We start from the raw sequence: 26957 nt of genomic DNA, 5'->3' as shown, positions 1-26957 counted from the left end.
ACACCGGGGAAAGCGGCGGGAGGATACAGCAGCGGGAGAAGAATGGGTACAGAAGCCTTGATAAACTGGGCGCTCCCGGACCTAACGAATAAACCGCCTGCTCCAACTTTTGACAATCGAATCCCTGACGTTGCGGAGATACCAGTGATCACAGTCCTTGCCGTGCACTTTACGGTGGCTGTGCTGGCGCCGTTCTTCTTCAGGGCTTGGGGCCGCAACGCTTTCTACATCCTGGCCGCTGTTCCCGCGGCATCCTTTGCCTGGCTCCTGTTCCAGCACGCTCCCGTCTATTCGAGTGACGGCGCGGTAGCCGAAGTGGTCCCGTGGATCCCGGGCCTCCAGCTCGAGCTCGCCTTCCGGATGGATGCACTTGCCTGGGTGATGTCCCTCCTGGTGCTGGGCGTCGGCTCACTGGTGCTGGTGTACTGCGCGCGGTACTTCAAGGAAAAGGACGAGGACCTCGGCGGCTTTGGTGCGCAGCTCCTGGCATTCGCCGGCGCCATGTTCGGCCTCGTCGTGGCGGACGACCTGCTGCTGCTGTTCATCTTCTGGGAACTCACCACCATCCTGTCCTACCTCCTGATCGGTTTCGCCCGCACCAGGCTGGCAGCCCGGCGGTCGGCGCTGCAGGCGCTCATGGTTACCACCGCGGGGGGCCTTGCCATGCTGGTGGGCCTCATCATGCTGGGGCAGGCCGCCGGTTCCTACCGGATCTCGGCCATCCTCCAGCAGGCCCCCGACCTGGTGAACGGGACGTCCGCAGCGATGGTGAGTGGCGCCGTCGTCCTTATCCTGGTGGGCGCCATCACCAAATCCGCGCTGGTCCCCTTCCATTTCTGGCTTCCCGGAGCCATGGCCGCGCCCACGCCGGTGAGCGCTTACCTGCACGCCGCGGCGATGGTCAAAGCGGGCATTTACCTGGTGGCAAGGCTGGCACCGGGCTTCGCCGGGACGTCCTACTGGCAGCCGGTGGTGCTGGGCCTCGGGCTGGCGACGATGCTGGTGGGCGGCTACCGGGCGCTGCGCCAGACCGACATCAAGCTCATCCTCGCGTATGGCACGGTCAGCCAGCTCGGTTTCCTCACCATGGTGGTGGGGCTCGGCACGCCGGATGCGGCCCTCGCCGGCCTGGCGATGCTGCTGGCCCATGGCCTGTTCAAAGCCACGCTGTTCCTGGTGGTGGGCATCATCGACCACCAGTCGGGCACCCGCGATGTCACCAAGCTGTCCGGGGTCTTCCGGTCCTCGCGCGCCTTGGGCATCGTGGCCGCGATTGGTGCAGCTTCCATGGCCGGTGTTCCGCTCCTGGGCGGGTTTGTGGCCAAGGAATCGGTGCTGGAGGCGTTTGTCCACCACGCCGGTAACCCCGAAGCCGGCGCGTGGGGGACGGTGGTCCTGGCCGGACTGGTCCTGGGATCCGTCCTCACCTTCGCGTACAGCGCCCGCTTTATGTGGGGTGCATTCGCCACCAAGCCCGGCGTGGAACGCACCCCCTTCAAGGCCATCAGCCCTTCCTTCCTGGCCGCGCCCGCCATCCTCAGCCTCCTGACCATCGTTTACGGCCTCTGGCCGGTCCCCGTTGACGCGTGGATTCAGCCGTATGCGGCGCTGTTTGCCTCCACCCCGTCCGACGCCGGCACCGCACCCGGACAGGCCGGCCACCTCGCACTGTGGCATGGCTTCACCCCGGCACTGGGACTGACGGCCCTCACCTTCGCGCTGGGCCTGGCAATGTACTTCGGCCGCAACGCCGTGGCGCGGGTCCAGTCGCTGGTGCCGCCGTGGGTGGACGCGGACAAGGCCTACCAGCTGACCATCGGTGCGCTGGATGACGTGGCGGTATGGATCACCGGCCGCACCCAGCGCGGTTCGCTGTACTACTACCTTGCCGTCATCCTGAGCGTCGCCTTTGTGCTGCCGCTCTCGGCCATCCTGCTGGCAGGCAAGCCCCTCCCGGACGGGATTTACCTGCTTGATCCGGGCTCCCCGATCCAGCTGGTGGTGGGTGCGGGCATCGTGATCGGTGCCCTGGCCGCCGTCAAAGCGAACAAGCGGTTCCTGGCCGTCCTCATGGTTTCGGTCACCGGCTACGGCATCGCCCTGATGTTTGCGCTGCAGGGCGCCCCGGACCTGGCCCTGACCCAAATGCTGGTGGAGACCATCATCCTGGTGGCCTTCGTCCTGGCGATGCGCAGCCTGCCCCCCGAACTGCGGGACCGCACCGGCGGCAAGTACCGCGCGGTGCGTGTGATCATCGGGTTGGCCTTCGGCGTCACCATGGTCTTCGCCGCGATCCAGGCCATGGGCGCACGGATCGCGACGCCGGTGTCCCTGGAGTTCCCGCGCCTCGCCTACGAGGGCGGCGGCGGATTGAACATCGTCAACGTGACGCTCGTGGACATCCGCGCCTGGGACACGTTCGGCGAGATCAGCGTCCTGGCACTGGCAGCCACGGGTGTGGCCAGCCTGATCTTCGTCCGCGGCCGCGGCGACCGGATCAGGAACTCCGCCACCGTCGCCGCAGGCACCGTGGGCCGACTCAGGGGAATCGACCCCGGTACGCGGGACGCCGCTGCGCTTGCGGTCAGCCGGAAGTTCGCCGCCTCAGCCCGCGATGCGTGGATCGTTGCAGGCCGCACCCTGGCCCCGGAACGGCGCTCCATCATCTTCGAGGTGGTCACCCGGCTGGTTTTCCACTCCATGATCATCTTCTCGCTCTACCTCCTGCTGGCGGGACACAACCTGCCCGGCGGCGGTTTTGCCGGCGGCCTGACGGCAGGACTGGCCCTGACCATCCGGTACCTGGCGGGCGGGCGGTTCGAACTTCGGGAAGCCACTCCTGTCAGCGCCGGTGCCCTGCTGGGGATCGGGCTGGCAGTGGCAGCCGCCTCCGGTGCGGTGCCGTTGCTTTTGGGCGGACAGGTGTTCCAGACGGCCATCATCGAACTCTGGCTGCCGGTGTTCGGCGACATCAAATTCGTCACCTCCACCATCTTCGACATCGGCGTGTACATCGTGGTGGTGGGCCTGGTGCTGGACGTCCTGCGGAGCCTCGGGGCCGAGATCGACGAGCACTTTGAAGAGCGTTTCGCCGATCCCGCCGGCGACGTGCCCGACGACGAGCAGGACTTCGCCGCGAGCGCACCTGCGGATGTGCCCGCCAGTGACGGGGAGCCGGAAGGCGTCCCGGCCGAGACCACCTCGAGGGGCCAAGCATGAGCATCAACCTGACCCTGCTGATCGTGATGGGTGCCCTATACGCCTGCGGGATCTACCTGATCCTGGAACGCAGCCTCACGCGCGTGCTGCTGGGGCTGATGCTCCTGGCCAACGCCACCAACCTGCTGATCCTGGCAACTGGCGGCTACGCCGGCCTCGCACCCTTTTATTCAAAGGAGACGGCGGCGGCGGATTACAACGACCCCCTTCCGCAGGCCCTGATCCTGACGTCCATCGTGATCTCGTTTGCCGTCACCGCATTTATGCTCGGCATCATTTACCGCACCTGGGTCCTGGCCCGCCAGGATGAGATCCAGGATGACGTGGAAGACCTCCGCGTTGCGGTAACCCCAAGTTTCGACGCCGAGGACGACGCCGAGATCCCCGCTGAGACCTCCGAGTTTCCGGTGGCGACGGTTCTGGCAGGCGGCCGTGAAATGGCCGCCGAACACGCAGCCGCAGAAGAAAAACCCGGCTCCACGAAGGTGGCCCCCGGCCCGGAAGGAGGCGGAATGTGAACATCGCAAGCTTTGCCCCGCTCGCCGTCGTACTTCCCATCCTGGGCGCCGCCCTGACCTTCCTGCTGATCCGGCACTCACGCGCCCAGCGCGCCGTCAGTATTGCCCTGCTGTCCCTCACGCTGCTGCTCGAATGCCTGCTGCTGGCCTCGGTATGGGACGGCGGCACCGCCGCGGTGACCATCGGCGGCTGGCTGCCGCCGTGGGGCATCGTGATGGTGGTGGACCAGTTCTCCTCGTTGATGCTCGTGGTTTCCTCGGCGGTGAGCCTGGCCGTGCTGGTCTACGCCACCGGGCAGGGCATGGCCGACGGCGACCATGACGCGCCCGTCTCGATCTTCCACCCGACGTACCTGATCCTGGTGGCCGGAGTGTCCAATGCGTTCCTGTCCGGTGACCTCTTCAACCTCTACGTGGGCTTCGAGATCCTGCTGACGGCAAGCTACGTGCTGATGACGCTGGGCGGGACCGGGCCGCGGATCCGGGCAGGCGTCACTTATGTGGTGGTGTCCGTGGTGTCCTCGGTGCTGTTCCTGATCTCCATCGCTATGGTTTACGGGGCCACGGGAACCGTCAACATGGCGGACCTCGCCATCAAGCTCGGCGAACTGGACCAGGGAACCAAAACCCTCCTGCACGTGATGCTGCTGGTGGCGTTCGGCATCAAGGCCGCTGTTTTCCCGCTGTCCTTCTGGCTGCCTGACTCCTATCCCACCGCCCCTGCGCCGGTCACCGCCGTGTTCGCGGGCCTGCTGACCAAAGTGGGTGTTTACGCGATGGTGCGGACGGAGACCCTGCTTTTCCCCGGAGACACGCTGAACACGCCCCTCATGGTGGCCGCGCTGTTGACCATGGTGGTGGGAATCCTTGGTGCGCTGGCCCAGAACGACATCAAACGTCTGCTCTCGTTCACCCTGGTCAGCCACATCGGCTACATGGTGTTCGGGCTGGCCATGTCCTCCGCCGCCGGACTGGGGGCGGCGGTCTTCTACGTGGCCCACCACATCACCATCCAGACCAGCTTGTTCCTGGTGACGGGCCTGATTGAGCGCCGTGGCGGCAGCTCGTCGGTGGATCGCCTGGGCGGGCTCGCCAAACTCTCGCCCCTGCTGGCGCTGCTGTTCTTCGTTCCCGCCATGAACCTGGCAGGCATCCCGCCCTTCTCCGGGTTCCTCGGGAAGGTGGGGCTGATGCAGGCCGGCATCGAGCTGGGCACGCCGCTGGCCTACGCCCTGGTAATCGGCGGCGTGGTCACCAGCCTCCTGACGCTGCTGGCCATCGCCAGAGTGTGGAACCGCGCCTTCTGGCGCAGGCCCACCGACGCCGAGCACCCGGATCCCGTGCTCCTCGCCGCGCCGGGGGCGAGGGTTGCCGGGCCGGGGGCCAAGCGCAACACCGTAACGCTCCTGCCGCGCACCATGGTGGGCTCAACGCTGGGACTGGTGGTTCTCGGCGTCGCGCTGACAGTGTTCGCGGGTCCGCTGTTTGAAGTTTCCGATCAGGCCGCCCGCGACATGCTCAACAGGTCTGCCTATATCCAGGCAGTCCTGGGCGAGGACACCGTGGTGCCCATGATCCTCACGACCGGAGGCGGAAAATGAGCCGACGCCGTATTTCGCTGCGCCAGGAACTCCCGCTCCTGGTGTGGCTGGTGATCGTCTGGGGCGCCCTGTGGCAGGACTTCAGCCCGGGAAACCTCCTGTTCGGCGCCCTGCTGGCCGTGGCTGTGGCCCGGCTGTTCTATCTGCCGCCGGTTGAGCTGAGCGGCCGCTTCAACATCCTTTACGCCGTGCCCTTCTCGCTGATGTTCCTGGCGAAGGTGGCGGTGGCCAGTGCCCAAGTCCTGTACCTTGCCGTGATGCGCGGGTCCGAGGTCAAGAACGCGTTGGTGGCGGTGACGCTCCGGAGCCACCAGGACCTGCTGGTCACCGCCACCGGGCATGTCATTTCCCTGATTCCGGGCTCGCTGGTGGTGGAGGTGGACCGGTCAACCTCCACCCTGTACCTGCACGCCCTGAACATCAGCTCCGCTGAAGATGTGGAGAACTTTCGGCAGGAGGTCCGGTCCATCGAGGCCGGGCTGATCCGGATCATGGGCACCAGGGAAGAACTCGACGCCGTACGGATGGAGACAGCCCCTTGATGCAGACCGTCCTGGTTCTCACAGCCGTCATCTTCTCGCTCGCCGCGGGCGGGGCCATCATCAGGATTTCGCGGGGCCCGTCACTGCTTGACCGGGTGCTCGCGGCGGACGTCCTGCTCGCCATCCTGGGCGGGGCCTTGTGCGTGGACATGGCCGTGAACCGGCACCTGAACAACCTGATGCTGGTGGTGGCCATCTCCATCATCGGGTTCATCGGGTCCGTCACTGTTGCCCGCTTTGTGGCAGACCGAAGGGAGCAGCCGGATGAGTCCTGACGCCACTGGCCTGGATTTCTGGATTGACCTGCTGTCCGCCGTGTTTATGGTGGTCGGTGCGGTGATGTCCCTGGGTGCGGCGATCGGCCTGCTCCGTTTCCCGGACCTTTTGAGCCGTATGCACGCGGCCACCAAACCGCAGGTGCTGGGGCTGTTCCTGCTGCTGGCCTCGATCGGGTTGCAGATGCGCACCTGGTGGGTGTGGCCGGCGCTGGTGGTCGCCTGGATCTTCCAGCTGTTGACGGTGCCGGTGTCCGCGCACATGGTGGGCCGGGCCGGCTACCGCACCAAGCACCTGCACCGCGAACTGCTGACGGCCGACGAACTGGAGGCGGTAGTGCAAAAAGCCGCCGCCAAAACCGCCCGCGAGGACGGTTCCGGCGACGGCTCGTTGAACTAGAAGCGGCTAAGGCGTCAGACGATGTCCTGGCTCTTGGCGAACCGGGTGATGGCACGCTGGGTGCCGCGGTTGGCCAGGACCTGGATGATGGTGCTGACGGAGGCCGAGATCAGCGCGAACGTCAGGGCGGACTGCAGGCTGGTGGGGATGTCCTCGTCCTTGCCGGTGGGCGGCTTGCGTCCGGTGCTCTTTTCCCAGACGGTGTTGACCAGCTTGGTCCCGATGAAGCCGGCGCCAAGGCTTATACCGGTACCGAGCAGCTTGATGAAGAGATTCATTCTTTGTACTCCTTGCGGGCGGAAAAACGGGCTGTACCCAGCCTAACCGCCCATTCTGCGGCTACGGCACAGCAACGGCGGCCGGCATGTAGCTGCGTCAATTGGCAGGAGGTTCCGTCCGGAACTTGATCATTTTGTGGGTGCCGTCACAATAGGGCTTGATGGCTGACGCGCCGCAGCGGCACAGTGCCACCGTTTGGCGCTGGCGGGGGACCCGGGCACCGGACGGCGTGACGATGTCGAAGTCGCCCCGAATAATCAGCGGGCCGTCGGGGCACACCACGATGGAGCTTTCGGCGGGTTCCTGGTTCATGGCTGCTCCTTGTTTGGGTTGTCGGTAAAACTCCGGGCGCCGCCCTGCATTGTGGAGAGTTTGCCCTGGTGCCGGCGCCGGAGTTCCGCCTCCGAGTGGGCGGCAGTCTTAAGCCGGGTTCCGGCGTAGGGCACGCCCCCGCCCAAACGGAACGCCAGGGCGATCCAAATGCAGGCCGCCCGCTCGAGGGTCCACAGCGGGGCGAACCACACTGCGCGGAAGGGAAAGGCCGCCGTCCCGGAGTGCCGCCGTCGTCCCATCTCGGCGACGAGGACGGGCGCCGCAACCAGGCCCAGGAGGGCAGTCCGTCGCCGGCCGGCGGGAAGGCGGGCTGCGCAGGCAATCACCGGCAGCAGGGCAAGTTCGGCGGCGAGGCGCCGGGGCTGGGCGAAGTCATCGTAGGCCTGGCGCGTGCGCTGCTTGAGGAAGTGCCGGAACTTCGGCGGCCTGCGGGCCACAAACAAATCCGGCACTATCTTTTCGCGGCCGCCGGCTGCCTTGACGGTCCGGATCAGCTCAAGGTTTTCGAACAGCACGGGATCGTAGCCGCCGGTTGCCAGCAGTGCGCTCCTGCGAACGGCCAGGGTGCCAGGGTAGTCCGCCGACCAGGCCCCGGTTGACCAGGGTCCGTGATGTGTCCCACCACGCATGCCAGGGCAGCGGGTCAAAGTAATTCTGCGGCCGCACTATGTCCGCCGAGCTGAGGTGATGGACGACGGCGGCGAGCGACTCACGCGTGTAGCGCACGTCGTCGTCGGCTATCACCAGCAGTTCCGCCGAGGAGGCGCGCACCCCGGTCATGACACCGGCCACCTTGCCATTACCGCCGGCGGGCCCGGGCTGGAGGTGGCGGACGCCCTGTGGAAAAACAGCGTGGTGCCGCTCGAACAGCTCAGGGGCGGAGCCGTCCACCACGGTGACGGGAATCCATTCAAGAAGGCGCTCAAGGTAGGCGGCGAGGTCCTGCAGCTCCGAGTTCAGTTCCGTCTCCGCCGCCCAGCGCAGCGGCAGGATGTACTCCGCGGAGGGCCCTGCGATCGGGGTATTCATGCTGCCGCCGGTACTGCCGCCCTCAGCGAGGTCATGCCGTTTTCCCAGCTGGCCAGGAGGTGGGTGGACAGCCTGCCGTCGATGGCCATCGCCGCCGTGGCACCAAACAGGACGTCAGCAAGCAACTCAGGCTCGGCCTCCACCAGGCCGCCTGCCAGGTCGCGCCCGGCGATCTGCTCGTGGACGGCGTCGGCTTCCACATGTTCGTCGAAGTAGTGGGTCACCCCGGCTTCGAAGCCGTGCCGCCGGAAGCCGTTGCCGTACAGCCGGTTCGGCTGCGAGGAGGTCATCTCGTAGATGGCCAGGTGCCCGGTGATGGCCCCGCGGAGCCGGCGGTTCAACCCGAAGAGGGACATCATGTTCACTGCGGCGAGGGAGACGGCGGGAACGGTGTCCACGTAGGCGCCATAACTGTCGTCCAGGCCCAACCCGCGCATGGTCCGGGCGAACAGGGCGCTGTGCATACGTTCGGGGCGCCCGCCGCCGTACTCATCGGCCTGGATCTCCACGAGGGCAGCCTTGGGCCTTCCGGTGAGGCGGGGGACGGCCCAGGTGTGCGGGTCCGCTTCCTTGAGCTGGTAGATGGACTTGTGGATCAGGAACTCCTTGAGCTGGTCCAGGGTCGCCTTCTTGGCGACAAAGCGGGAGACGCTGGGCCCGGTGTCACCGGCGGCCAGTCCGAAAAGGATGTCCGCCACGGCGTCACTGGTCAGCTTCGCAGCGGCCGGTACGTTGATCTCTCCGGCAGCGGATGCCGCGGCAGTCCGGAGCGCCACTTCAAAGGGCCGTTCAAGAAGGCGGCGGACCTGGATCAGCCCGGGTTCCCACTCCCACTCATCGCTGACGCCAACAAGTCCGGAGTAGTGCAGCTCGTAAAGGCAGAAAAGGGCCAGCTGGGCGTCGTCGTCCCCGACGATGTCAGCGGATGACGCCGCCCCGGGTGTGGCCAGCAGGCGCAGTTCCTCGACGGCGGCGGCTCCCTCAGCGCTGCCGGGCATGTGGGCGAGGGTCGTGAACAGGGTACTGCTGATGGGACCTCGGGGTTCCGGGATCTTCATGATTCTCCTTTGGGCGGACGGAATTGCTGCCGGTGCTGCGTCTTCGACAGCCGGTCTTATGGACGGTCAGGTCTCGTTCGCCGCGTCGGGGTCCCGCGAGGCGGTGCCGGGGACGGTCCGAGGGGACAACAGAATGGCCAGGGCGATCATGGCAAGGCTCAGTGCCAGGTGCAGCCATATGTCCGCATTGTTCTCGGGAAGGAAGTTCGCCGGCAGGTCATCACCCACCAACAGTCCGTAGAGCCACAGGAACAAATAGGCCACGCCCCCGTAGATGAGGAAGTTCCTCCCCTGCCGGTGCGTCCTGGCCATCACCAGGCCGGCGATACCGAACAAAAGGTGGACGCCGTTGTGCAAAACGGACACCTGGAAGATGCCGAACAGCTCCGCTCCAGAGCCGGGCCCCGCGAAGCGCAGGGAACCGTAGTTGGCGGTCACGCCCGGAATGAATCCCAAAATTCCCAGCAGCAGGAAAATTGCGCCCGTGGCTCGGGTGGCCTTCTGCAGGCCGGTCCTCGCTGCGGTGGCCTGGGTGCTGACCGCCATAACCTGTACTCCTCAAAAGCCGGGAACAACATAGTAAGCATGATTACTAATAAAAGCTAAGCACGCTTCCCGCCCGCCCTCACTCCTCCGGGCTGTTCCACGTATAAGGGTTCGGGTGGCGCCCGCCGTGGCGGCCCTGCTCGTACCCCTGCTGCCAGGCCATCCCGACGGCGGCCACAAGTTCCGCGAGCAGCGGGTAGTAAGGGTGGTCCGGGCCGATGAAGATCATCTCGTCCTCGGCTTTGTCCACCGCCGCCCGCACCAGGTTCTCCTCCACGGGACCGCTCATGGTGCCCTCCCCGCCAAAGCCCGACGTCAGCTCTGGCCTGATCTCTCCCCGCGTCCGATCTCACCCACGCCCGGCGTCAGTCCGCGCCCATGGAACCAAGGACTTCGCGCAGGGCCCGAACCACCATGTTGTGGTCCTCCACCTGGGGAAGCCCCGAAACAGTCACGGCGGCTACCGCGCCCACCCCCGTGACATAGACCGGGAAGGAGCCGCCGTGGGCTGCGTACCGGCTTTGATCGAACCAGGCCTGGTCTTCAATCCGTCCGCCGCGGAGCCGTCCGCGGAGCCCCACCAGCAGGGACGGCACCTCGTACCGGGCAGCGGTACGCTGTTTGGCCCGGATCCAGTGCTCGTTGTCCGGGGTGGCGCCCGGCAGGGCGACATGGAACAGGACCTGTTCACCCTTGGTGATGTCGATGGCGATGGGGAGCTGGTCCTCCTTGCCCAGTTCCACCAGCAACAGCCCCAGGTTCAGCGCATCGTCCATGGAGAACCGGGGGAACTGGAGCTCGCGGATTTCACCCTCGATCCGGGCGATGAGCGTTTGCAGGGAGCCTTCCGGCTGGGTGTCATCCGAGTCGGGATCGAACTCAGTCATATCCCGCGAATTGGCAGTCATGGCCCACAATCTACCCCTCCTCCGGTGTAAACTGGACCACGCCCATCAGGGCATTGTTTTACCTACAGAATCATTCAACGACAGGGGAGCGCCGCCGTCGGCAGTTCTGGCCATGCCAGGATCCGCAGGTGGGCGCTGAGAGTGCGGACAGCCGCAGACCCTCGAACCTGATCCGGTTAGTACCGGCGCAAGGGAGTCGAGTTCTCGAAGTGTGTCCGGCCGCGGCAGCAGCGCCGGCCGGTCCACTTTCCCCTCCTGTTCCTCAGGAGGATCGCATGGCAACAACAGCAGTAAAGAAGACCACCAGCAAGTCCTGGCGCGTTGTGGACATCGTGGTGGCAGCCTTGATCGCCATCGCCGGCGGAGTCATCTTCTGGGCCTGGTCCCAGGGGGCCGCCGCAGTCTCGGCCCCCATGAACGCCGTCTACCCGCCCCTGACCGGCCTGATCGCCGGCGGCTGGATGATCCCGGCCGCGCTGGGCATGCTTATCATCCGCAAACCGGGCGCAGCACTGTTCTGCGAGACCGTGGCCGCCACCGGTGAACTGCTGATGGGGTCACAGTACGGCGCCTCCGTGCTCTTCTCCGGCTTCGTCCAGGGCCTGGGTGCAGAGATCATTTTCGCCATCTTCGTGTACAGGAAGTTCAACCTGCCGGTATCCCTGCTTGCCGGGGCCGGCGCCGGGCTGTTTTGCGGCCTGAACGATTCCTTCGCGCCGTGGGGCTGGAACATCGCCTACTCGGGCGGGGACAAGCTGGCGTACATCATTTTCACGGCCATCTCGGGCGCCATCATTGCCGGCGCACTGTCCTGGGTCGCCACGCGCGGCCTCGCGAAGACCGGGGTCCTGAGCTCCTTCGCCTCCCGGAAGGCAGCAACGGAGCCCGTCTTCTCCTGATGACCGCTACCTCCCAGCACGGGACTCCGGTTGCGGCGCGCCCGGCCGCCATCAGCGCCCGCGGCTGGGGCTGGCGGCATGCCGGCAGGGCCAAACCCGCGGTGCGTGCCCTTGACCTGGACATCCAACCGGGGGAGCGCGTGCTCCTCCTCGGCCCGTCCGGAGCGGGCAAGTCCACCCTCCTTCATGCCTTGGCGGGGGTCCTGGGCGATGTAAACGACGACGGCGGCGAGGCGGGCGATTCCGACGAGTCCGGTTCGCTGCTGGTTGGCGGAGCCTACCCGCGCGAGCAGCGGGGCCGCGCCGGCCTCATGCAGCAGGACCCCGAGACGCAGGTGGTCCTTTCACGCGTAGGTGACGACGTCGCCTTCGGCGCGGAGAACCTTGCCGTGCCCCGGGACGAAATCTGGGCCCGCGTGCACGAGGCGCTGGCCGACGTCGGCCTGTCCCACCTGCCGCTGGACCATCCGACGTCGGCCTTGTCCGGCGGGCAGAAACAGCGGCTTGCGCTCGCGGGCATCCTTGCCATGCGGCCCGGGCTGATCCTCCTCGACGAGCCGACGGCCAACCTGGACCCCGCGGGGGTGATCGAGGTCCGCGACGCCGTGGGGCGTTGCCTCGAGAAGACCGGGGCGACGCTGGTGGTGGTGGAGCACCGGGTGTCCGTGTGGAAGGACCTGGTGGACCGGATTGTGGTGCTGCAGCCCGGCTCGTCCACCGATCCAGCTGTGCTTCTGGACGGGCCGCCGGACCGCGTGTTCAGTGAGGCCCGGAGCATGCTGGCCGCTGCCGGGGTATGGGTGCCCGGCTATGTCCCGGAAACCCGGCGGCGGGCGGAACCCGCTTCCGGAACCGGCGACCTCCTGCTCGCCGCCGAGGAACTGGCGGTCTCGCGTGAACGGGCCCGCCGCAAGGGTTTCCGGAGGCTGCCGCCCATGCCCGTGCAGCAAGGCATTACCGCGCAGGTCCGGGCCGGACAGGCGCTGGCCGTCACGGGACCCAACGGCGCAGGAAAATCAACTTTCGCCCTGACCCTTGCCGGACTGCTTGAGCCGGTTGCCGGCAAGGTCTCCGCCACCCTGGCCCTCAGCCGCGGTGCCGGGATTGATCCTTTCCAGTGGAAGGCGGAACAACTGATCGAGCGTGTGGGCACCGTTTTCCAGGAGCCCGAGCACCAGTTCGTCACGGGGAAGGTGCTGGACGAACTCCGGTTTGGCCCCCGGCATCTGGGTCACGGCATGGAGCGGGTGGACGAGCTGCTGGAGCGGTTGCGGCTGACGGAGCTCGTTGACGCCAACCCGTATACGCTCTCGGGCGGTGAGAAACGGCGGCTTTCCGTGGCTACGGTCCTGGCTGCCCATCCGCAGGTCCTGGTCCTGGACGAGCCCACGTTCGGCCAGGACGCCAACACCTGGGCCGAGCTGGCCTCGTTCCTGTCCGAACTGCTGGACGCCGGGACTGCGGTGGTCTCGGTGACCCATGATGCCGAATTCACGGCGGCCCTGGGCGGGACGGAGCTGCGAATCGCTGCGGCGCAGACGGTGGCATCATGAGGCGGGAGCTGAACCTGCAGGGAAACCGCGCCCTGCTGACCCGGGCCAATCCGCTGAGCAAGTTCGCCGCCGTCTTCCTGGTGACCGCTGTGCTGGCACTGTCCATCGACTGGGTGTCCGCCTCCGTGGCCCTCGCTGCGGAACTCCTGCTGTTCCCGCTGGCCGGCCTCACCCTCACGCTGCTGTGGCAGCGGGGGTGGCCGCTGATCATCGCCGCGGCCGTGGGCGGCTGGAGCACCTCCATCCTGGCGCCGGACAGCGGAAGGACGCTGATCGACGTCGGCATCTGGACCATGAGCGAAGGCTCGCTGGAGCTGGGGGCCGGGTTCATGCTGCGCGGGCTGGCGATTGCGCTGCCGGCGGTGCTGCTGATGAGCTGCACGGACCCTACTGACCTGGCCGACGCACTGGCGCAAAAGGCCCGGTTGCCGCACCGGTTCGTGCTGGGTACCTTGGCGGCCATGCGCTTGGTGGGACTGCTGGCTGAAGAGTGGCAAACCATCGGCATGGCCCGGCGTGCCCGCGGGGTGGGCTCGCGGGGCAGCGCGCTGCAGCGGATCAAGGCGACGCTGGGGCAGAGTTTCGGACTGCTGGTTCAGGCCATCCGCCGCGCGTCACGCCTGGCGGTGACCATGGAGGCGCGCGGGTTTGGCGGGGAAACCCGGACCTGGGCGCGGGAGTCTACGTATAGCAGGTTGGATCTCTGGGTCCTGGGCGGTGGCGTGCTGATGGCCGGTGCTGCCTTTGCTACCGCACTATGGGCAGGAACCTGGAACATGGTGTGGCTGGGGAGCTGACCGGCCAAAGCCTGATTTGTCCGGCTGGTGCAGGTGCATATGCGGGCGGCGCAGGGCGGGCTCAGACGCAGGAATAGTCGTAGTCGAACCCGCGACACAAACTGCGTGAGCGTGACCCGGCCGCCCGACGCCAGCGGCGGGTTGGAACAGTTGCCTTTGGCACCGGTCTGCGTGCGCGCCCCCGCCAGCCAGCTCGGCAGTGAGTAGAGGTTGCTCGAACTGCTGATGGTTCCCACGATCTGGCTCCATTGGGAGCCGGTCGAATAGATGCCCACTCCCTTGGTGTTGATGCTGCGGAAGAAGTCCGTCATGCCCTCCAGGACTGCGCGATTGGCGTCCTTGTCTGCCGTGGACCAGCTGTTTCCGGTTTCCACATCCAGCCACCAGATGTAATCCGAGGGTTGGCTGATCCCGCGGATGTAGGCGTCATCCCAAGCCTTCGCGTAGCCGTACATGTAGGCGCAGGCCTTGCCGTAGTCCTTCGCCTTGCAGGGCCCGTAGGGGTTATGGACCGGGGTGCCGGCGGGATATTCATCGCTGGTGGGCCACCATGAGCCTGCGCTCCCCGGATTGGCGGTGTTGACGTAAAGGGAGACCTTTGGTTGCGGTGTGCCGCCGGATGACGACGCTGCCCACGTGAGCTGTTTGGCGAGGCATGGGTTGGTGGTGTTGGCTAGGCCGTTGTTGACGCCCACGATCGCGAACGCCTGGCTCGTGGGAAGGTCCTTGCTGCACTGGGGCCACGAAATATCGTTGCCGAGGAGCGACTGGGTGCCTTCTCCCGGTGAGGGTGATGCGGAAGCCGGCCAAGGGACCAGGAGCAGGGCGGCGAGCATCAAAGCAGCCCAGGCGGCTGGCGTTCGCGTGCCTTGTGACGTCCGCAATGGGCCACCTCCGTGGTCACTGAAGGAAGAGGTCCTTACGGTGTCCCCGGCGCAGTGGGCGGGGTCAAGAACGGAGAGTGTTCCATTTCTATCGCATGTAGTGGGTAAACGTTCTCTTATTGCCGCTTTTGCGCTCTCCCAGGATCCGCCATAGCTCATTTATGATATATTGCCTCCATGACGCAAGAGACCACGGAACACGTTGCCGCCATGCTTCGGGATGCCCGGAGCGAGAAGGGCTGGACCCAGGGACAGCTGGCCTCGGAGCTCGGCACCAGCCAGAGTGCCATTGCCCGGATGGAGCAGGGCAAGCAGAACCTGAGCCTGAAGATGATCCAGCGCCTCGAAACAATTTTCGGCCGAAGCATCGTCAACGTGGGTAAACCCCAAATGACGCACCTCCGGGTGGAGGGCGGGCGGACCCTCTCCGGTGCTGTGGACGTCAACAGCAGCAAGAATGCAGGTGTCGCGCTGCTGTGTGCCAGCCTCATCAACCGGGGCACCACTATTCTTCGCCGTCTTGCCCGCATTGAGGAAGTCAACCGCATCGTCGAGGTGCTCACCAGCATCGGCATGGAATGCACCTGGCTGAATGACACCGACCTTCAGCTCCGCCGGCCGGAGGTCCTGAACCTCGAAGCCATGGACGTGGAAGCCGCCCGCCGCACCCGCAGTGTCATCATGCTGCTGGGGCCCCTGATGGATGAGTCCTCGGGGTACCGCCTTCCGTACGCTGGCGGTTGTGACCTTGGCACCCGTACCGTGGAGCCGCACATGCAGGCGCTGCGCCAGTTCGGTCTCAGCGTGGAAGCAACTCAGGGCTTCTACACCGTGCAGGCGCCCTCTGCCGATACCCGCGACCGTTCCTTTGTACTGACCGAGCGCGGCGACACCGTCACCGAGAACGCCATCATGGCAGCGGCGCACCGGGAGGGGACGACCGTGATCCGCAACGCCAGCCCGAACTACATGGTGCAGGACCTGTGCTTCTACCTGCAGATGCTCGGTGTAAGCATTGACGGAATCGGCACCACCACGTTGAAGATCACCGGCCGTTCCCTGATCAATGCCGAGATTGAATACTTCCCGTCCGAGGACCCCATCGAGGCCATGAGCCTCATCACCGCCGGTATTGTCACCAATTCGGAAGTGACCATCCGCCGCGTGCCCATCGAGTTCATGGAGATCGAACTGGCCACGCTGGAGCAGATGGGACAGCGGCTTGAAATCTCGAGCGAGTATATGGCCCGGAATGGCCGGACCCGGCTGGTGGACGTCACCACCAAGCCATCCCGGCTGAATGCTCCCGAGGACAAGATCCACCCCATGCCGTTCCCGGGCCTGAATATCGATAACCTGCCCTTCTTTGCCGTGATCGCTGCAAATGCGAGCGGGCAAACCATGATCCACGACTGGGTCTACGAGAACCGCGCCATCTACCTGACTGAGCTGAACCGGTTGGGGGCGCAGGTCCAGCTGCTGGACCCGCACCGGATCTACGTCAACGGGCCCACCAAGTGGCGCGCGGCAGAGGTTGGCTGCCCGCCGGCTCTACGCCCCGCGGCCTGCTTGCTGCTGGCCATGCTGGCGGCAAGGGGAGTGTCCGAGCTGCGGAACATTTACGTTATCGAGCGCGGTTACGAGGACCTGGCAGAGCGGCTTAACACCATCGGGGCCAAGGTGGAGTACTTCCAGGACTGACCATTCACGCTTCGTCATGAAACAATGAAGGCCGTCAAAAGGCGCTGCCCTGTCGCAGAATGTGAGTATGCGTACATTCGGAGTCGAGGAAGAACTCCTGATCGTTGATGCGGACAGTGGCGAACCGCTGGCCCTTGCTGATGCGCTGCTGTCCGGCCGCCGAATGGCCGCCGACGACGCTCCAGACGACCCTCGTGTTCTGCACGCCCAGGACACAGCCGTTATCGATGACGAGATGGGACTGAGTGCCGAACTCAAGCTGGAGCAGATAGAGACCCAGACCCGGCCCTGCCTGGAGTACGGAGAGCTGCTGGAGCAGATCCGGGCAGGGCGGGCGCTTGCGGACAGGGCTGCCAGGAATAACAAGGCACGGGTGGCGGCGTTGGCCACCTCACCGCTCGGTTTGTCCAGCCACACTACTCCTGATCCCCGTTATGCCAAGATGCTGGAGCGGTTTGGCCTGACAGCCCAGGAGCAATTGACGTGCGGCTTCCACGTACACACCTACATTGAGTCGCACGACGAGGGCGTGGCAGTGCTGGACCGGATCCGCGACAAGCTTGCCGTGCTGACTGCGCTCAGCGCGAATTCTCCCTTCTGGAACGGTATGCAGACCGGCTTCGAGAGCTACCGCACGCAGGCATGGAACCGTTGGCCGACTGCCGGACCGTCCGGAATCTACGGGACCTACTCTGCCTACCGGAGGGTGGTTGCCCGGCTCCTGGACAGCGGTGTGATGCTGGATGAAGGGATGATTTACTTCGACGCCCGCCTGTCGCGAAACCATCCCACGGTTGAGGTCAGGGTGGCGGACGTCTGCCTTCGGGCAGAAGACGCCGCACTCATTGCAGTCCTGGTGCGGGCGCTGGTGGAAACTGCGAGCCGTGAGTGGCACGACGGAGTGGATCCCGCTCCCGTGCCCACTGTGCTTTTGCGGATGGCTTCCTGGCAGGCGAGCAGCGAGGGACTTGGCGGGGAACTGCTCGACTTTGGGACTTTCCGGCCGGCGCGTGCCGCGGACGTGGTGCGCTCCCTGGTGGACTATCTCGCCCCGGTATTGCAGGAGCAAGGTGAACTGGCCTTGGCCCGGCAAGGGGTGGAGGACGTCATTGCTCGTGGAACAGGGGCAGCTGAACAGCGGCGCGTCCGGGACAGGGCTATGGCAGCCGCGGAACCTGGCGACCTTGGTTTCAGCGCTGTGGTCAGGCATGCGGTGGACGTCACCATGCGGGGGGCGTTGAATCTTTCCCCGGTTGATGAGGCCCCGGAACTGCTGCGTGTCAGGCAGTCCTAGTGGGCCGGGACTGAGGGCCAGGATTCAGGGGAAAGAGCCGCGAACAGCAAGCCTCAGGGGACCGAGAGGGATTCGCTGAGCCAGAGGTGCCAGTCGGGAAACGGGTCCTGAGGGAGTTTCGGGGGCGTGGCGTAGAAGTCGTCCCATGCAGGATCGTCGAGCGGGATGTCGTCCGGATCCACAAGACTGTCATCGTCGGGTTCTTCAAGCGGAGGCTCAACGTCCAGGAAGTAACCGTCAGGCGGCTCCAGGGTGGGCGGCTCCGCCCAGCGTGGGTCGAAGGCGGGCGCTTCGAAGGGTTTCCCGAAGACATGCAGGATCTGCGGCCATTGTGGTGGTTCCTGGTCGGGTTGTTCGGGTTTGTAGTGTCGGCCGGTGGGGGAGGTCCAGCCGGGTGGTTCGTTGTGTGTGGCTTGGGTGGGTGTCCAAGGTTTGTGGTGTTTGAGGCGATGGTGTTTCGGGCAGAGTTGGGCCAGGTTGCTGATTCCGGTGGTTCCGCCGTGGTGCCAGGCGGTGAGGTGGTCGGTGTCGTTGTCGAGGGAGTGGTTGTTGCAGCCGGGGAAGGTGCATTTGCCGTCCCGAAGCTGGAGCGCCTTTTTCAGGGCTTTAGTGAGCCGGTAGCTGGTGCGCCCGATCTCGAGCGGTGCCCCGTCCCGGGGATCTACGAGCACCCGGTAGAAGGAACTGGCCCCTTCGGTGACCAGTTTCCGGGCCATGGAGGCGGGGATAGGTCCGTAGCCGTCCAGGGTTGCGGGTTCGTCGGTGAGGCCGAGGAGTGCGAACACCGGGACCGTGACGAGCACTTGGGCATTCGGGACTGGGACGCTGGCGAGGTCCGTGTAACCGCTGCGGCCGGTTTCCTCATGCCCGGCGGAGGCGAGGTCGGCGGCGGGCCGGTCATTGACGGACACGGAGGCCACGCCGATGGGGGCATCGAAGCCGTCTTCGGTGGTTTCTGTCTTGCCTTCGCCCGTGGTGCTTTGTCCTGCGGTGCTTTGACCCGCGGTGCTTTCGGGGGCGGGGCTGAGGGCTGGGCCGGCGCTGAGAAGCAGGCCGGCGGCGATGTCGGGCCGGAGTTGTGTCATTGACCGGGGCTCTTCGGGGCCCTGGAGGCCGCGGGCGAGGGCGGTGCTGCGGTTCCAGATGGCGGATGCGGTGTCGGCGGGCAGGTACAGGGAGAGCCAGGCCATGCCGTCGCGGTCCGGGGTGTATTCCATCCGCCGGTCGGCGGCGCCTTTGGTGTGGCGTTTTTCGAGGGTTTCGGGGTGGTGGCGTTCGCGCCAGTTACGGACTCGGGTCCGGAACCGTGACGGTACGAGTTCGCCGGCGGCGGCTCCGCGTGCCGGGTTGGGTGCGTCGGGGTCCAGGAAGTGCGCGGCGAGGGCGGCCGCGCCGGCGGGGCCGAGGCCTTCGGTTTCGTCGGCGATGATTTTGGCGTGCTGCCAGGTAATGGCCCCGGCGGAGAGGGCGTCCATGACCGGCGGCAGGGAGCAGACTTGCCGGGACTGGGTGACGAGCGCCCCGGCGGCGGGGGAGCTGATGGTCAGGACGCCTGCGATTTCCTCGATCGCGGACATCTCCGCGTAAGTGCGTTCGTGTGCGGGTGCTTCGGGCGGGGTCATCTCGTGCTGGATTTCGATGGCCTCGGCGGCATCCCGGGCCTTGATGGCGGCGATCTGGGCTTCCAGCTGCTTCGTTACGGCCATCCGCTCCAGACGGATCTCATACTGCCGCTGCAGCACATCGGTCACGACGTCAACGCCGTCAGTATTAGCAGGGCCCGGGCGGCCCGCGCCCAAGCGGGCATCCTCAACAAACAGCGCATCAAGGCCAGCGACGGAAGCATGAATGCCCTCCATCACCGCCACTGTGCCCGCGCCGTTTCCCATAGAAACATCTTCTAACGGGGGTCTGACATTTTAGGTGCGGTGGGCCGGCCGGTGGGAAAAACTGCAGAACTTTTTGGCCGCTTTATATGTGGGGCCCGAAAGTGCCATACTCGGCGCGTGACGGCGTCGTATTCTTTCAAAGCAGCATTGTGGCTGTATCCCGGCGAGGCCGGTTGGCACTTCCTGACCCTGCCGGCAGAGATCGCGGACGATGTGCGCGTTCAAACTGCAGGGTCCAGCAAGGCGTTCGGCTCGATCAAAGTCAGGGCCGAGATCGGCGGACACTCCTGGCAGACTTCGCTCTTCCGGGACGCTCAGAGCGGTTCTTACCTTTTGCCCCTGAAGAAGGCGATCAGGGACAAAGCGCGGATCAGTGAAGGCGACGTGGTCGCCGTCCAACTCTCCGTACCGGACGCCTGAGACCAGGGCAACGGCCGGTGGATTTCCGGCGCAGCGCGCGAGATTTCCGGTACAGTCGCGTAGTCCAGCGAGGGGACCGGGGCCATTTTTGTAGCTTGCGTCAGAGCGACGAAGGAGCAGCAAGCGGCAAATGGTCCCGGTGCCGGAGCGGAGCCAGCGCTCGGGAGCCAGCACAAAGCTCCAGCCAGCGCTAAATCTGCTTGAGTGCCTGTTCCAGGTCGCCAATCAGGTCGTCCACGTCCTCAAGCCCCACCGAGAGCCGAACAACTCCATCGCTCAGGCCAATGGCCGCGCGGCCCTCAGGTCCCATCGCCCGGTGCGTGGTGGTGGCAGGGTGGGTGATCAGGGACTTGGAATCGCCCAGGTTGTTCGAGATGTCGATGATCCGCAAGGCATCCAGCAGCGCAAAGGCGGCCTCCTTGCCCGAGCGGCCGCCGGAAGGGGCAAGTTCAAGGGTGAGCACCGTGCCGCCCGCCTTCATCTGCTTTGCGGCGAGCTCGTACTGCGGGTGCGACTTCAGCAGCGGGTACTTGATCCAGCTCACGGCCGGCTGCTGCTCCAGCCACTCGGCGATCCGCAGCGCCGAGGCGGAGGAGTGGTTGACGCGCAAGGCCATGGTCTCAAGGCCCTTGGTGAGGACCCACGCGTTGAAGGCGGACAGCGACGGGCCGGTGTGCCGCATGAGCTGCTTGACCGGGCCTTCGATGAATTCCTTGGTGCCCAGGATGGCGCCGCCCAGGACCCTGCCCTGGCCGTCGATGTGCTTGGTACCCGAGTAGACAATGACGTCGGCGCCGAACTGGCCGCAACGCTGCAGCAGGGGAGTGGCAAAGACGTTGTCGACGACGACGGTGGCACCTGCGGCGTGGGCGAGTTCGCTCACCGCCGCAGTGTCCACGATTTCCTGCATGGGATTTGACGGCGACTCGAAGAACACGGCGGTGGTGGGCTGGGACAGGGCTTCGCGCCACTGGTCCAGGTCCGGGCCGTCCACGAATACGGTCTCCACGCCCCACCGCGGCAGGATCTCGTTGAGGATCACGAAGCAGGAGCCAAAGAGCGAGCGGGCGGCAACCACCCTGTCGCCGGCAGCCAGCAAGGCACCCAGGGCGGTGAAAACTGCGGACATGCCGGACGCCGTCGCAAAGCACGCTTCGGTGCCCTCCAGGAGGCGGAGCCGCTCCTGGAATGTAGCAACGGAGGGGTTGCCGTAGCGGGAGTAGACGAAGCGTTCGTCCTCACCGGTGAAGGCCCGTTCGGCAGCGGCGGCGGATTCGTACACAAAGCCGGAGTTCAGGAACACAGCCTCGCTGGTTTCCTGGAAGTTGGTGCGGTCCAGCCCGCCGCGGACGGCCTGGGTGTCGGGGCTCCAGCCGGCGGCGTCTTCGTTGAAGGTCACTTAGTTCTTTCCCAGGTTGGTTGGCAGGCCGCGGTTTTTCCAGCCGTTGACGGTGCGCTCTCCATAGCGGTCCGGCTCGCCTTCGAAGCCCTCCAGCACGTTGTAGGAGGTGAAGCCGGCCTGCGTGGCGGCGGTTGCGGCAGCGATGGAACGCTGCCCGGAGCGGCAGAGGAAGAGCAGCTCAGTTGAAGGATTGTCGGGGGCCTGCAGGCTCAGGTCCTTGATGAAATCAGGGTTGGGAATGCCGCCCGGGAAGGTCCACTGGATGAACAGCGGATCATTGTCCGTGGCCTTTGTGTCGGGGATGCCGATGTGGGCCCATTCGCCCTCGGTGCGCACGTCCACGAGGATGGCGCCCTGCTGCAGCTTGTCCCAGGCTTCCTGGGGGGTGAGGTCTCCTGCATAGCTCATGCGTGGCCCTCGCCGTCGAACTCGAGGTCTTCGCTGGCTGCTTCAAGGTCATCAACGGCAGTGGCGACGGCGGCATCCGCGGACGCGATGGCGGCCGGCAGGACTACAGCCTGGGCCACAATGACGCTGCTGCCGTTGAAGGTTGCTGCGGGGCTTCCGTGCAGCACATACCCCTCTGCCAGCGCGGCCGAGATCCGCTCACAGAACGCACGGTCATCCGGCCCGCTGATGAGGCGGTAGGACAATTTCTCTTCAGGGGCAGGTGCGTCAGACATGACGGATCTCCTTCTCTCACGCTTGCAGCTCGAATCGGTCGATATGCCGAGTATTCACCTGAGGCACCCCGCCGCGGAAGGAGGGTTGCCGACCGGCCAGTCAGGGCTTGGCACCGGTACTCATTACTCCCCAAAAACGTAACACTTGGCGCGCGGGGCCGCACCGCCGTCGTCGTCATGTTCCGTAACTGAAGCGCCGCTGAAGCAGCTTGGGTGATTGCGCGGCGGTTCCTGGAACGTACGACGGCGGGAACCGCCACGGGCAGCGAAGCCGACCGACGCCCGCCGCGGCTTTCCACGCCAGATAGGGTTCTTGTCAGGGCGCCGCCGCGCCGTCGGAGCAAAATTCCTGGGGGTCCCCATCAGCACGCCACGAGCCGCCGTGCTGGAGAGCCGTCCCACGCAACTCCATTGGCAAAATTTCCGGGGACAACATACCCGCCAGTCGGCTGTCCGCGGGGGTGCTGCCCTTCTTGCCGCGGTGACGATTGCCCTCCTGGCAGTGGTGCTGCCCGCCGGAGCTGCCCATGCTGCAGACACCTTCCCGGGTGAGGGCAAACCGCTGTTGGGCGCTGTCCTCGAATGGGGCGAGGACACGGCGGCCGGTTTTACGGAGAGGTTCGGCGCGTCGCCGGCGCTTTTCGGGCACGACATCGCGTTGCCCTTCCGTGGATCGGAGGAGAACGACATCCGGGGCTTCCTGGAGCAGTCCGGGATGCAGGGCGCCCACGCGATGCTCACGGTGAAGCCCAACGTTCCGCTTGACCAGGTTACCGCTGAAGCTGCCGCATCATTCGCCGGCGACGTGCGGAGGCTGACGGCGGACTTCAAGGGCCAGGTGCTGATCCGCTTTGCCCCCGACATGAATGCCAGCTGGGTGGAGTGGGGCCAGCAGCCTGCCGCTTACCGGTCCGCCTTCCAGGCCGTCGCCGCAGCCTTTGAAGATACCGACGGCAGCCGCCCACCGATGGTGTGGGAGCCGTACCTGAGGAAGGACTATCCGTTTGACCGGCACCGGAACGCCCCTGTGCCGGGCAGCGATGGCTTCGCCCTGCTCGATACCAACGGTGACGGCGTGTGGAACGGCTCCGATGCGGCCTACGCCCCGTACTATCCGGGGGACGATGCCGTGGACTGGGTGGGCCTGGCCGCTTTCCACGACGACACTGCCGGCGGCGCGGCGGTCAACACCGTTCCCCGGCAGAACGAACTCCAGGAGATGCTCACGGCCTCCGGCGGGGAAAACTTCTACGCGACTTATGCGTCCGGCAAGGACAAGCCGTTCCTGCTGCAGACCTCCGCGTTCTACAGCCCGGCCTCCGGCGGCGCTTCCGACGTGGACATCAAAGTCGGCTGGTGGGACCAGGTCCTGGATGCGGCCACGTCCACGGACTTCGCCGGCACGTCGGCAGTGGCCTGGGATGAGCGGACCAGCACCAGGGACACGGGGGTGGCCAGCATCGACTGGCTGGTCACCGGGAATCCTGCGGTTGCTGCTGCCGCCCTGGACCGGCTCGAGGCTTCCCCCATGGTGACCGGTCCTGCCACCGAAATCGCTGCCGGCAGCGGATACGTCCGCGCCAACACCCTCCCGGGGGCGGCTGCCTGGACCGTGGGAGCGGCGTTGATCATCCTCCTGGTGGCGCTTTGGCAGATCCCCCGGCGGGTCAATGCCGCAACAGCCTGGGGCTACACCGATCCCTCAAGCAGGGATTCGCGGGTGGACCTGCTGCGCGGCATGGCCATTGTGTTTGTGGTGGTGAACCACCTGGGCATGACATCGTTGTTCCAGCTGCTCACGCAGGAGGCGGTGGGTTTCGTTTCCGGGGCCGAACTTTTTGTCCTCTTCTCGGGGCTGGTGGTGGGCATGGTGTACGGGCCCCGGGTCAACCGGGACTTTGGGACGGTGGTGGACCTGACCTCCCGCCGTGCGGGGAAGCTTTACCTGACGGCCCTGGCGGTGCTGATCGGCGTTTTCCTGATCTCGCTGCTGCCCCTGTTCCAGAGTGATGCACTGACCACCTACGTTGACCAGGGAACCGGCGGGGCGGGGCACAATGGCGCCGGCCGGACCTACGACCTCTACGCCGGAATGGAATCGCTGTTCCAGTTCCCCGTACCGCCGCAGGTCCTGCCGGCCATCCTGCTGCTGCAGTTCGGCCCGTGGCAGTTCAACGTGATGGGCCTGTACGTGGTGCTGCTGCTCGTCAGCCCGCTGATCCTTGCCGCACTCAACCGCGGCAAGGCAGTATGGGTGCTCGGCGCCACGCTGGCCGTGTACGCAGTGGGCGCGGCCACCCGGTTCCGGATCCTGCCCTCGCAGTTCGAGGACTCTTTCCCGCTGCTGGTGTGGCAGGTCCTTTTCGTGATCGGCCTGGTGGCGGGCTTCCACCGCCACCGCATTGTTTCGTGGCTGACTGACCACACCTGGGCAGTGGCCGCCTGCACTGCGGCCGCCTTCGCTTTCGCGTTCCTGTCCTGGGGCAACCCGTACCTGGCCAACGCCTTTGATATGCGGCTCGCGATTGTTCCGGACACGGCCTACCGGACCATGTATGACCTCTTCTTCGGCCGCACTTATCTGGCCCCGGGCCGGCTCCTCAACGTCCTGGTGCTGGTGGTGGCCGCCTACGCATTCCTCACGGCCTACTGGAAACCGGTGGCCCGCGCCCTGGGCTGGTTCCTGATTCCCCTGGGCCGGGCAACCCTGTACGTCTTCATCATCCACGTGGTGCTGATCGCGGTGATCGCCAACATCCCGGCGCTGCGCCAAGGCGACATTTGGATTAATACGGCGGCCTGCGCGCTTGTCCTGGGGCTCCTGTGCGTGATGGTCCGGACGCGGTTCCTCTTCCGGATCATTCCGACCTGAGGCGACAGTCGGAGAAGGATAGAGAGCTGAAAAAACGAAAAGGCGTGAAGCGCTTCCTGCCGGGAAGCGCTTCACGCCTTTTCATGTGCCAGACCCTAAACGAGGCCGGGGTAGCTTGTCAGGATGTAGTCGGCGGCTGCCGGGCCCTTCATGCGCAGGCCGTTGTGGCCCGCCGGCATACGGTGTTTCATGGCTGCCCAGAAAACGGACTCCTGGCCGGGCGTCTGCTGGTTGATGAAGCACCAGCTGGTGTACAGGCCGTAAAGCCGGTCGTCGTCGAGGCTGTGATCGTAGGCCTTATCCAGCTGGGTGGCTTCCTGGAGGAAAGTGTCGAACTGCGAATGTGCCATGACGGCGTCCCTTCGCTAGGTGCGTGGGTGCCGCCGTTCGGCTACAGCAGCGGGAACCTCAAAGCCTGCACAAGGCAATGGAGCGTTAATCGAATCTTCGGGAATCGATGGGTGCAAGATGGCGCTAACACCTTGTCTACGCTGTAGACTTTACCCGTAGACTACAAATACGGCAAGCGTCTGGAATTACCTTCGGGCACCCCACTTGCTGACGGCTCCAGAACGGTAAACACATGTCCTCCCCGAAGCCCTCACGCACCGAAGAACGCGGCCGGAAGGCTCCGCTCAGCCGTGAACTGGTGCTGGCCAAAGCGCTCGAACTGGTGGACGCTGAAGGCCTGGATGCGCTGACAATGCGCCGTTTGGGCCAGGAACTGGGCCGTGACCCCATGAGCCTCTACCGCTACGCGGAGAACCGGGCAGCATTGCTTGACGGAGTGTCCGAACTGGTCCTCAACCAGCTCCCCATCCATCCCGAGGACCCGGACTGGAAAGAACAGCTCCGCAGCATCGCCCACAACCTGCGGCTGCTCGCGCTCCAGCACCCCAACGTGGTGCCGCTGCTGGTCACCAGGCCCCTCTCCACCCCACTGGGGCTGAGGCCGCTGGGCACCCTGCGTCCGCTGGAACAGATCCTCTCCCTGCTGATCGGGGCAGGGTTCAACCCCGCCGGTGCCCTGCACGTCTACCGCGCCTACTACGGCTTCCTCTACGGCCACATCCTGAACGAACTGCAGGAATATGTGGTGGATCCGGAAGAAAACGAAGCACTGCTGCGGCTCGGCCTGCACCGGCTGCCCGCCAAGGAGTTCCCCCGGCTGAGGGCATTGGCTCCGGACCTTTCAGAATACGACGGCGAGACAGAGCTGGACCAGGGACTGACCATCCTGCTGTCCGGGCTTGAAGCGCAGCTCTCAGAGCACCCGGCCGCTTCGCCCGCCTAGCATCCCGGCGCGGTCAGCAGCTACTCGAAAGAAGCGCGGCGCCGGTCTGTGGTGCGGGTGTTCCAGATGTCCGGTTTGTTCACCTTGAAGCGGCGGCCCGTCAGTGCCCGGGCTGTCAACCTGATGTAGTGGGCTTTCTCGCCCGGCTGCCACGGCTCCAGCCCCAGGCTGTCCACGGCATCCTTGTCAGCCTGGTCCTCGATGATGTCCGTGTCCCCGCGCACCACTACGCTCCATGCCTCTTCGGTGTGGGCGTCGTAGCCGTCGATCTCTAGGGCCGCCGGCCGTTCCGCCCTGGCATTCCACAGCTTGGTGACGCCGGACGTCCTGAAGACAATGCTCCCGCGGTGCACCACATAGTTGACCGGGAAAATTTCGGGGTGTCCGTCCACCGTCAAGCCGAGCCGGCCCAGGGTGTCACCTTCGAGAAGTTCCCAGCATTCATCAAAGGACAGTTTCCCGGCAGGTCCCGCGTCAGAAGTCATGAACCACACACTAAGGCCAATCTTCGTCCGGTGACTATGCCTTGCCCGCTGAATGTCTGCTTGCCGGGGGATTTAC

General features: G+C 65.6%; 28 protein-coding genes and 2 riboswitches. Of the genes, 14 read left to right on the top strand and 14 right to left on the bottom strand.

The window, feature by feature from the left end; genetic code table 11:
- Positions 1–144: 144 nt before the first annotated feature.
- Genes QFZ36_RS10985 through mnhG form a run of 6 tightly spaced genes read left to right on the top strand, consistent with a single transcriptional unit; the run spans position 145 to position 6555 of the window.
- Entirely contained in the window at positions 145–3219 is a 3075-nt protein-coding gene (locus tag QFZ36_RS10985; RefSeq protein WP_306636398.1) for a Na+/H+ antiporter subunit A, read from the top strand.
- Positions 3216–3737, top strand: a complete 522-nt coding sequence (locus QFZ36_RS10980; protein WP_306636397.1) for a Na(+)/H(+) antiporter subunit C — start codon at positions 3216–3218, stop codon at positions 3735–3737. Before QFZ36_RS10985 ends, QFZ36_RS10980 begins: the two co-directional genes overlap by 4 nt.
- Positions 3734–5338, top strand: coding sequence for a Na+/H+ antiporter subunit D (locus QFZ36_RS10975; RefSeq protein WP_306636396.1), 1605 nt, complete (start codon positions 3734–3736; stop codon positions 5336–5338). The genes QFZ36_RS10980 and QFZ36_RS10975 overlap by 4 nt, the downstream gene beginning before the upstream one ends.
- Positions 5335–5880: a Na+/H+ antiporter subunit E gene (locus QFZ36_RS10970; RefSeq protein WP_306636394.1), complete on the top strand. Its 546-nt coding sequence runs from the start codon at positions 5335–5337 to the stop codon at positions 5878–5880. Before QFZ36_RS10975 ends, QFZ36_RS10970 begins: the two co-directional genes overlap by 4 nt.
- A complete protein-coding gene (locus tag QFZ36_RS10965) occupies positions 5880–6155 on the top strand; it encodes a monovalent cation/H+ antiporter complex subunit F (RefSeq protein WP_373427036.1) in 276 nt (91 codons plus the stop codon). The genes QFZ36_RS10970 and QFZ36_RS10965 overlap by 1 nt, the downstream gene beginning before the upstream one ends.
- Positions 6145–6555: a monovalent cation/H(+) antiporter subunit G gene (mnhG, locus tag QFZ36_RS10960; protein ID WP_306636390.1), complete on the top strand. Its 411-nt coding sequence runs from the start codon at positions 6145–6147 to the stop codon at positions 6553–6555. Before QFZ36_RS10965 ends, mnhG begins: the two co-directional genes overlap by 11 nt.
- A gap of 14 nt (positions 6556–6569) precedes the next feature.
- On the opposite strand, the gene QFZ36_RS10955 is transcribed toward mnhG, so the two are convergent.
- The 8 genes from QFZ36_RS10955 to QFZ36_RS10920 form a co-directional block, all read right to left on the bottom strand.
- Positions 6570–6833, bottom strand: a complete 264-nt coding sequence (locus tag QFZ36_RS10955) for a DUF4235 domain-containing protein (protein ID WP_306636387.1) — start codon at positions 6831–6833, stop codon at positions 6570–6572.
- A 97-nt stretch (positions 6834–6930) separates the two neighbouring features.
- On the bottom strand, positions 6931–7146 hold the full coding sequence (locus tag QFZ36_RS10950; protein WP_306636385.1) for a CDGSH iron-sulfur domain-containing protein: 216 nt from the start codon (positions 7144–7146) through the stop codon (positions 6931–6933).
- Positions 7143–7682: a hypothetical protein gene (locus QFZ36_RS10945; RefSeq protein WP_306636383.1), complete on the bottom strand. Its 540-nt coding sequence runs from the start codon at positions 7680–7682 to the stop codon at positions 7143–7145. The genes QFZ36_RS10950 and QFZ36_RS10945 overlap by 4 nt, the downstream gene beginning before the upstream one ends.
- Positions 7663–8196 (bottom strand): glycosyltransferase family 2 protein, encoded by a 534-nt coding sequence (locus QFZ36_RS10940; RefSeq protein ID WP_306636380.1) that lies wholly within the window; start codon positions 8194–8196, stop codon positions 7663–7665. Before QFZ36_RS10940 ends, QFZ36_RS10945 begins: the two co-directional genes overlap by 20 nt.
- Positions 8193–9254, bottom strand: coding sequence for an iron-containing redox enzyme family protein (locus QFZ36_RS10935; RefSeq protein WP_306636378.1), 1062 nt, complete (start codon positions 9252–9254; stop codon positions 8193–8195). The genes QFZ36_RS10940 and QFZ36_RS10935 overlap by 4 nt, the downstream gene beginning before the upstream one ends.
- Positions 9255–9320: 66 nt before the next feature.
- The gene (locus QFZ36_RS10930) at positions 9321–9800 is read right to left on the bottom strand and encodes a DUF4383 domain-containing protein (RefSeq protein WP_306636376.1); all 480 of its coding nucleotides are present in this window, start codon (positions 9798–9800) and stop codon (positions 9321–9323) included.
- Positions 9801–9879: 79 nt separating this feature from the next.
- On the bottom strand, positions 9880–10089 hold the full coding sequence (locus QFZ36_RS10925; protein ID WP_306636374.1) for a hypothetical protein: 210 nt from the start codon (positions 10087–10089) through the stop codon (positions 9880–9882).
- Between the two features lie 76 nt (positions 10090–10165).
- A complete protein-coding gene (locus tag QFZ36_RS10920; RefSeq protein WP_306636372.1) occupies positions 10166–10708 on the bottom strand; it encodes a heme-degrading domain-containing protein in 543 nt (180 codons plus the stop codon).
- A gap of 72 nt (positions 10709–10780) precedes the next feature.
- Positions 10781–10920, top strand: a riboswitch (TPP riboswitch).
- Between the two features lie 63 nt (positions 10921–10983).
- Between QFZ36_RS10920 and QFZ36_RS10915 the strand changes: the two genes are divergently transcribed.
- The 5 genes from QFZ36_RS10915 (at position 10984) to QFZ36_RS10895 (ending at position 17836) form a co-directional block, all read left to right on the top strand.
- Positions 10984–11607 carry an ECF transporter S component gene (locus tag QFZ36_RS10915; RefSeq protein WP_306636370.1) on the top strand — a complete coding sequence of 208 codons (624 nt, stop codon included), beginning with the start codon at positions 10984–10986 and terminating at the stop codon, positions 11605–11607.
- Positions 11607–13160, top strand: a complete 1554-nt coding sequence (locus QFZ36_RS10910; RefSeq protein ID WP_306636368.1) for an ABC transporter ATP-binding protein — start codon at positions 11607–11609, stop codon at positions 13158–13160. Before QFZ36_RS10915 ends, QFZ36_RS10910 begins: the two co-directional genes overlap by 1 nt.
- Positions 13157–13957 (top strand): energy-coupling factor transporter transmembrane component T family protein, encoded by an 801-nt coding sequence (locus QFZ36_RS10905; protein ID WP_306636366.1) that lies wholly within the window; start codon positions 13157–13159, stop codon positions 13955–13957. The genes QFZ36_RS10910 and QFZ36_RS10905 overlap by 4 nt, the downstream gene beginning before the upstream one ends.
- A 1061-nt stretch (positions 13958–15018) precedes the next feature.
- Positions 15019–16542 (top strand): UDP-N-acetylglucosamine 1-carboxyvinyltransferase, encoded by a 1524-nt coding sequence (locus QFZ36_RS10900; RefSeq protein WP_306636364.1) that lies wholly within the window; start codon positions 15019–15021, stop codon positions 16540–16542.
- A 67-nt stretch (positions 16543–16609) separates the two neighbouring features.
- A complete protein-coding gene (locus QFZ36_RS10895; protein WP_306636362.1) occupies positions 16610–17836 on the top strand; it encodes a glutamate--cysteine ligase 2 in 1227 nt (408 codons plus the stop codon).
- A 53-nt stretch (positions 17837–17889) separates the two neighbouring features.
- On the opposite strand, the gene QFZ36_RS10890 is transcribed toward QFZ36_RS10895, so the two are convergent.
- Positions 17890–19725: an HNH endonuclease signature motif containing protein gene (locus QFZ36_RS10890; protein WP_306636360.1), complete on the bottom strand. Its 1836-nt coding sequence runs from the start codon at positions 19723–19725 to the stop codon at positions 17890–17892.
- Between the two features lie 117 nt (positions 19726–19842).
- Between QFZ36_RS10890 and QFZ36_RS10885 the strand changes: the two genes are divergently transcribed.
- A complete protein-coding gene (locus tag QFZ36_RS10885; RefSeq protein ID WP_306636358.1) occupies positions 19843–20145 on the top strand; it encodes a DUF1905 domain-containing protein in 303 nt (100 codons plus the stop codon).
- 190 nt (positions 20146–20335) lie between these two features.
- On the opposite strand, the gene QFZ36_RS10880 is transcribed toward QFZ36_RS10885, so the two are convergent.
- From QFZ36_RS10880 to QFZ36_RS10870, 3 genes are read right to left on the bottom strand one after another with little or no spacing between them, the layout of a single operon-like run.
- A complete protein-coding gene (locus QFZ36_RS10880; protein ID WP_306636356.1) occupies positions 20336–21544 on the bottom strand; it encodes an O-succinylhomoserine sulfhydrylase in 1209 nt (402 codons plus the stop codon).
- Positions 21545–21955, bottom strand: a complete 411-nt coding sequence (locus QFZ36_RS10875; RefSeq protein ID WP_306636354.1) for a rhodanese-like domain-containing protein — start codon at positions 21953–21955, stop codon at positions 21545–21547.
- On the bottom strand, positions 21952–22230 hold the full coding sequence (locus tag QFZ36_RS10870) for a DUF1737 domain-containing protein (protein ID WP_306636352.1): 279 nt from the start codon (positions 22228–22230) through the stop codon (positions 21952–21954). The genes QFZ36_RS10875 and QFZ36_RS10870 overlap by 4 nt, the downstream gene beginning before the upstream one ends.
- 13 nt (positions 22231–22243) lie before the next feature.
- Positions 22244–22358, bottom strand: a riboswitch (SAM riboswitch).
- A gap of 353 nt (positions 22359–22711) precedes the next feature.
- Between QFZ36_RS10870 and opgC the strand changes: the two genes are divergently transcribed.
- A complete protein-coding gene (gene opgC / locus QFZ36_RS10865) occupies positions 22712–25102 on the top strand; it encodes an OpgC domain-containing protein (RefSeq protein ID WP_306636350.1) in 2391 nt (796 codons plus the stop codon).
- 95 nt (positions 25103–25197) lie between these two features.
- Here opgC and QFZ36_RS10860 read toward each other — a convergent pair whose 3' ends face one another.
- On the bottom strand, positions 25198–25452 hold the full coding sequence (locus QFZ36_RS10860; protein WP_306636348.1) for a hypothetical protein: 255 nt from the start codon (positions 25450–25452) through the stop codon (positions 25198–25200).
- Positions 25453–25685: 233 nt separating this feature from the next.
- On the opposite strand from QFZ36_RS10860, the gene QFZ36_RS10855 reads away from it, so the two are divergent.
- Positions 25686–26396: a TetR/AcrR family transcriptional regulator C-terminal domain-containing protein gene (locus tag QFZ36_RS10855; RefSeq protein WP_306636346.1), complete on the top strand. Its 711-nt coding sequence runs from the start codon at positions 25686–25688 to the stop codon at positions 26394–26396.
- 20 nt (positions 26397–26416) lie between these two features.
- Here the strand turns inward: QFZ36_RS10855 and QFZ36_RS10850 are convergent, their stop codons facing one another.
- Complete coding sequence (locus tag QFZ36_RS10850) at positions 26417–26881, bottom strand: pyridoxamine 5'-phosphate oxidase family protein (RefSeq protein ID WP_306636344.1); 465 nt, start codon at positions 26879–26881, stop codon at positions 26417–26419.
- Between the last annotated feature and the right edge of the window lie 76 nt (positions 26882–26957).

The organism is Pseudarthrobacter siccitolerans, from assembly GCF_030823375.1.
Taxonomy (GTDB): Bacteria; Actinomycetota; Actinomycetes; order Actinomycetales; family Micrococcaceae; genus Arthrobacter; species Arthrobacter siccitolerans_A.
Note: the sequence above shows the minus strand (reverse complement) of the source record. Positions and strands in the feature narration are given on the sequence as shown.

Coding starts and splice junctions, on each gene's coding strand:
- QFZ36_RS10895 (WP_306636362.1), top strand. CDS start 16,610: ATGCGTACATTCGGAGTCGAGGAAGAACTCCTGATCGTTGATGCGGAC.
- QFZ36_RS10955 (WP_306636387.1), bottom strand. CDS start 6,833: ATGAATCTCTTCATCAAGCTGCTCGGTACCGGTATAAGCCTTGGCGCC.
- QFZ36_RS10850 (WP_306636344.1), bottom strand. CDS start 26,881: ATGACTTCTGACGCGGGACCTGCCGGGAAACTGTCCTTTGATGAATGC.
- QFZ36_RS10965 (WP_373427036.1), top strand. CDS start 5,880: ATGCAGACCGTCCTGGTTCTCACAGCCGTCATCTTCTCGCTCGCCGCG.
- QFZ36_RS10875 (WP_306636354.1), bottom strand. CDS start 21,955: ATGAGCTATGCAGGAGACCTCACCCCCCAGGAAGCCTGGGACAAGCTG.
- QFZ36_RS10980 (WP_306636397.1), top strand. CDS start 3,216: ATGAGCATCAACCTGACCCTGCTGATCGTGATGGGTGCCCTATACGCC.
- QFZ36_RS10910 (WP_306636368.1), top strand. CDS start 11,607: ATGACCGCTACCTCCCAGCACGGGACTCCGGTTGCGGCGCGCCCGGCC.
- QFZ36_RS10900 (WP_306636364.1), top strand. CDS start 15,019: ATGACGCAAGAGACCACGGAACACGTTGCCGCCATGCTTCGGGATGCC.
- QFZ36_RS10940 (WP_306636380.1), bottom strand. CDS start 8,196: ATGAATACCCCGATCGCAGGGCCCTCCGCGGAGTACATCCTGCCGCTG.
- QFZ36_RS10860 (WP_306636348.1), bottom strand. CDS start 25,452: ATGGCACATTCGCAGTTCGACACTTTCCTCCAGGAAGCCACCCAGCTG.
- QFZ36_RS10870 (WP_306636352.1), bottom strand. CDS start 22,230: ATGTCTGACGCACCTGCCCCTGAAGAGAAATTGTCCTACCGCCTCATC.
- QFZ36_RS10905 (WP_306636366.1), top strand. CDS start 13,157: ATGAGGCGGGAGCTGAACCTGCAGGGAAACCGCGCCCTGCTGACCCGG.
- QFZ36_RS10890 (WP_306636360.1), bottom strand. CDS start 19,725: ATGGGAAACGGCGCGGGCACAGTGGCGGTGATGGAGGGCATTCATGCT.
- mnhG (WP_306636390.1), top strand. CDS start 6,145: ATGAGTCCTGACGCCACTGGCCTGGATTTCTGGATTGACCTGCTGTCC.
- QFZ36_RS10915 (WP_306636370.1), top strand. CDS start 10,984: ATGGCAACAACAGCAGTAAAGAAGACCACCAGCAAGTCCTGGCGCGTT.
- QFZ36_RS10930 (WP_306636376.1), bottom strand. CDS start 9,800: ATGGCGGTCAGCACCCAGGCCACCGCAGCGAGGACCGGCCTGCAGAAG.
- QFZ36_RS10855 (WP_306636346.1), top strand. CDS start 25,686: ATGTCCTCCCCGAAGCCCTCACGCACCGAAGAACGCGGCCGGAAGGCT.
- QFZ36_RS10970 (WP_306636394.1), top strand. CDS start 5,335: ATGAGCCGACGCCGTATTTCGCTGCGCCAGGAACTCCCGCTCCTGGTG.
- QFZ36_RS10920 (WP_306636372.1), bottom strand. CDS start 10,708: ATGACTGCCAATTCGCGGGATATGACTGAGTTCGATCCCGACTCGGAT.
- QFZ36_RS10950 (WP_306636385.1), bottom strand. CDS start 7,146: ATGAACCAGGAACCCGCCGAAAGCTCCATCGTGGTGTGCCCCGACGGC.
- QFZ36_RS10935 (WP_306636378.1), bottom strand. CDS start 9,254: ATGAAGATCCCGGAACCCCGAGGTCCCATCAGCAGTACCCTGTTCACG.
- QFZ36_RS10925 (WP_306636374.1), bottom strand. CDS start 10,089: ATGAGCGGTCCCGTGGAGGAGAACCTGGTGCGGGCGGCGGTGGACAAA.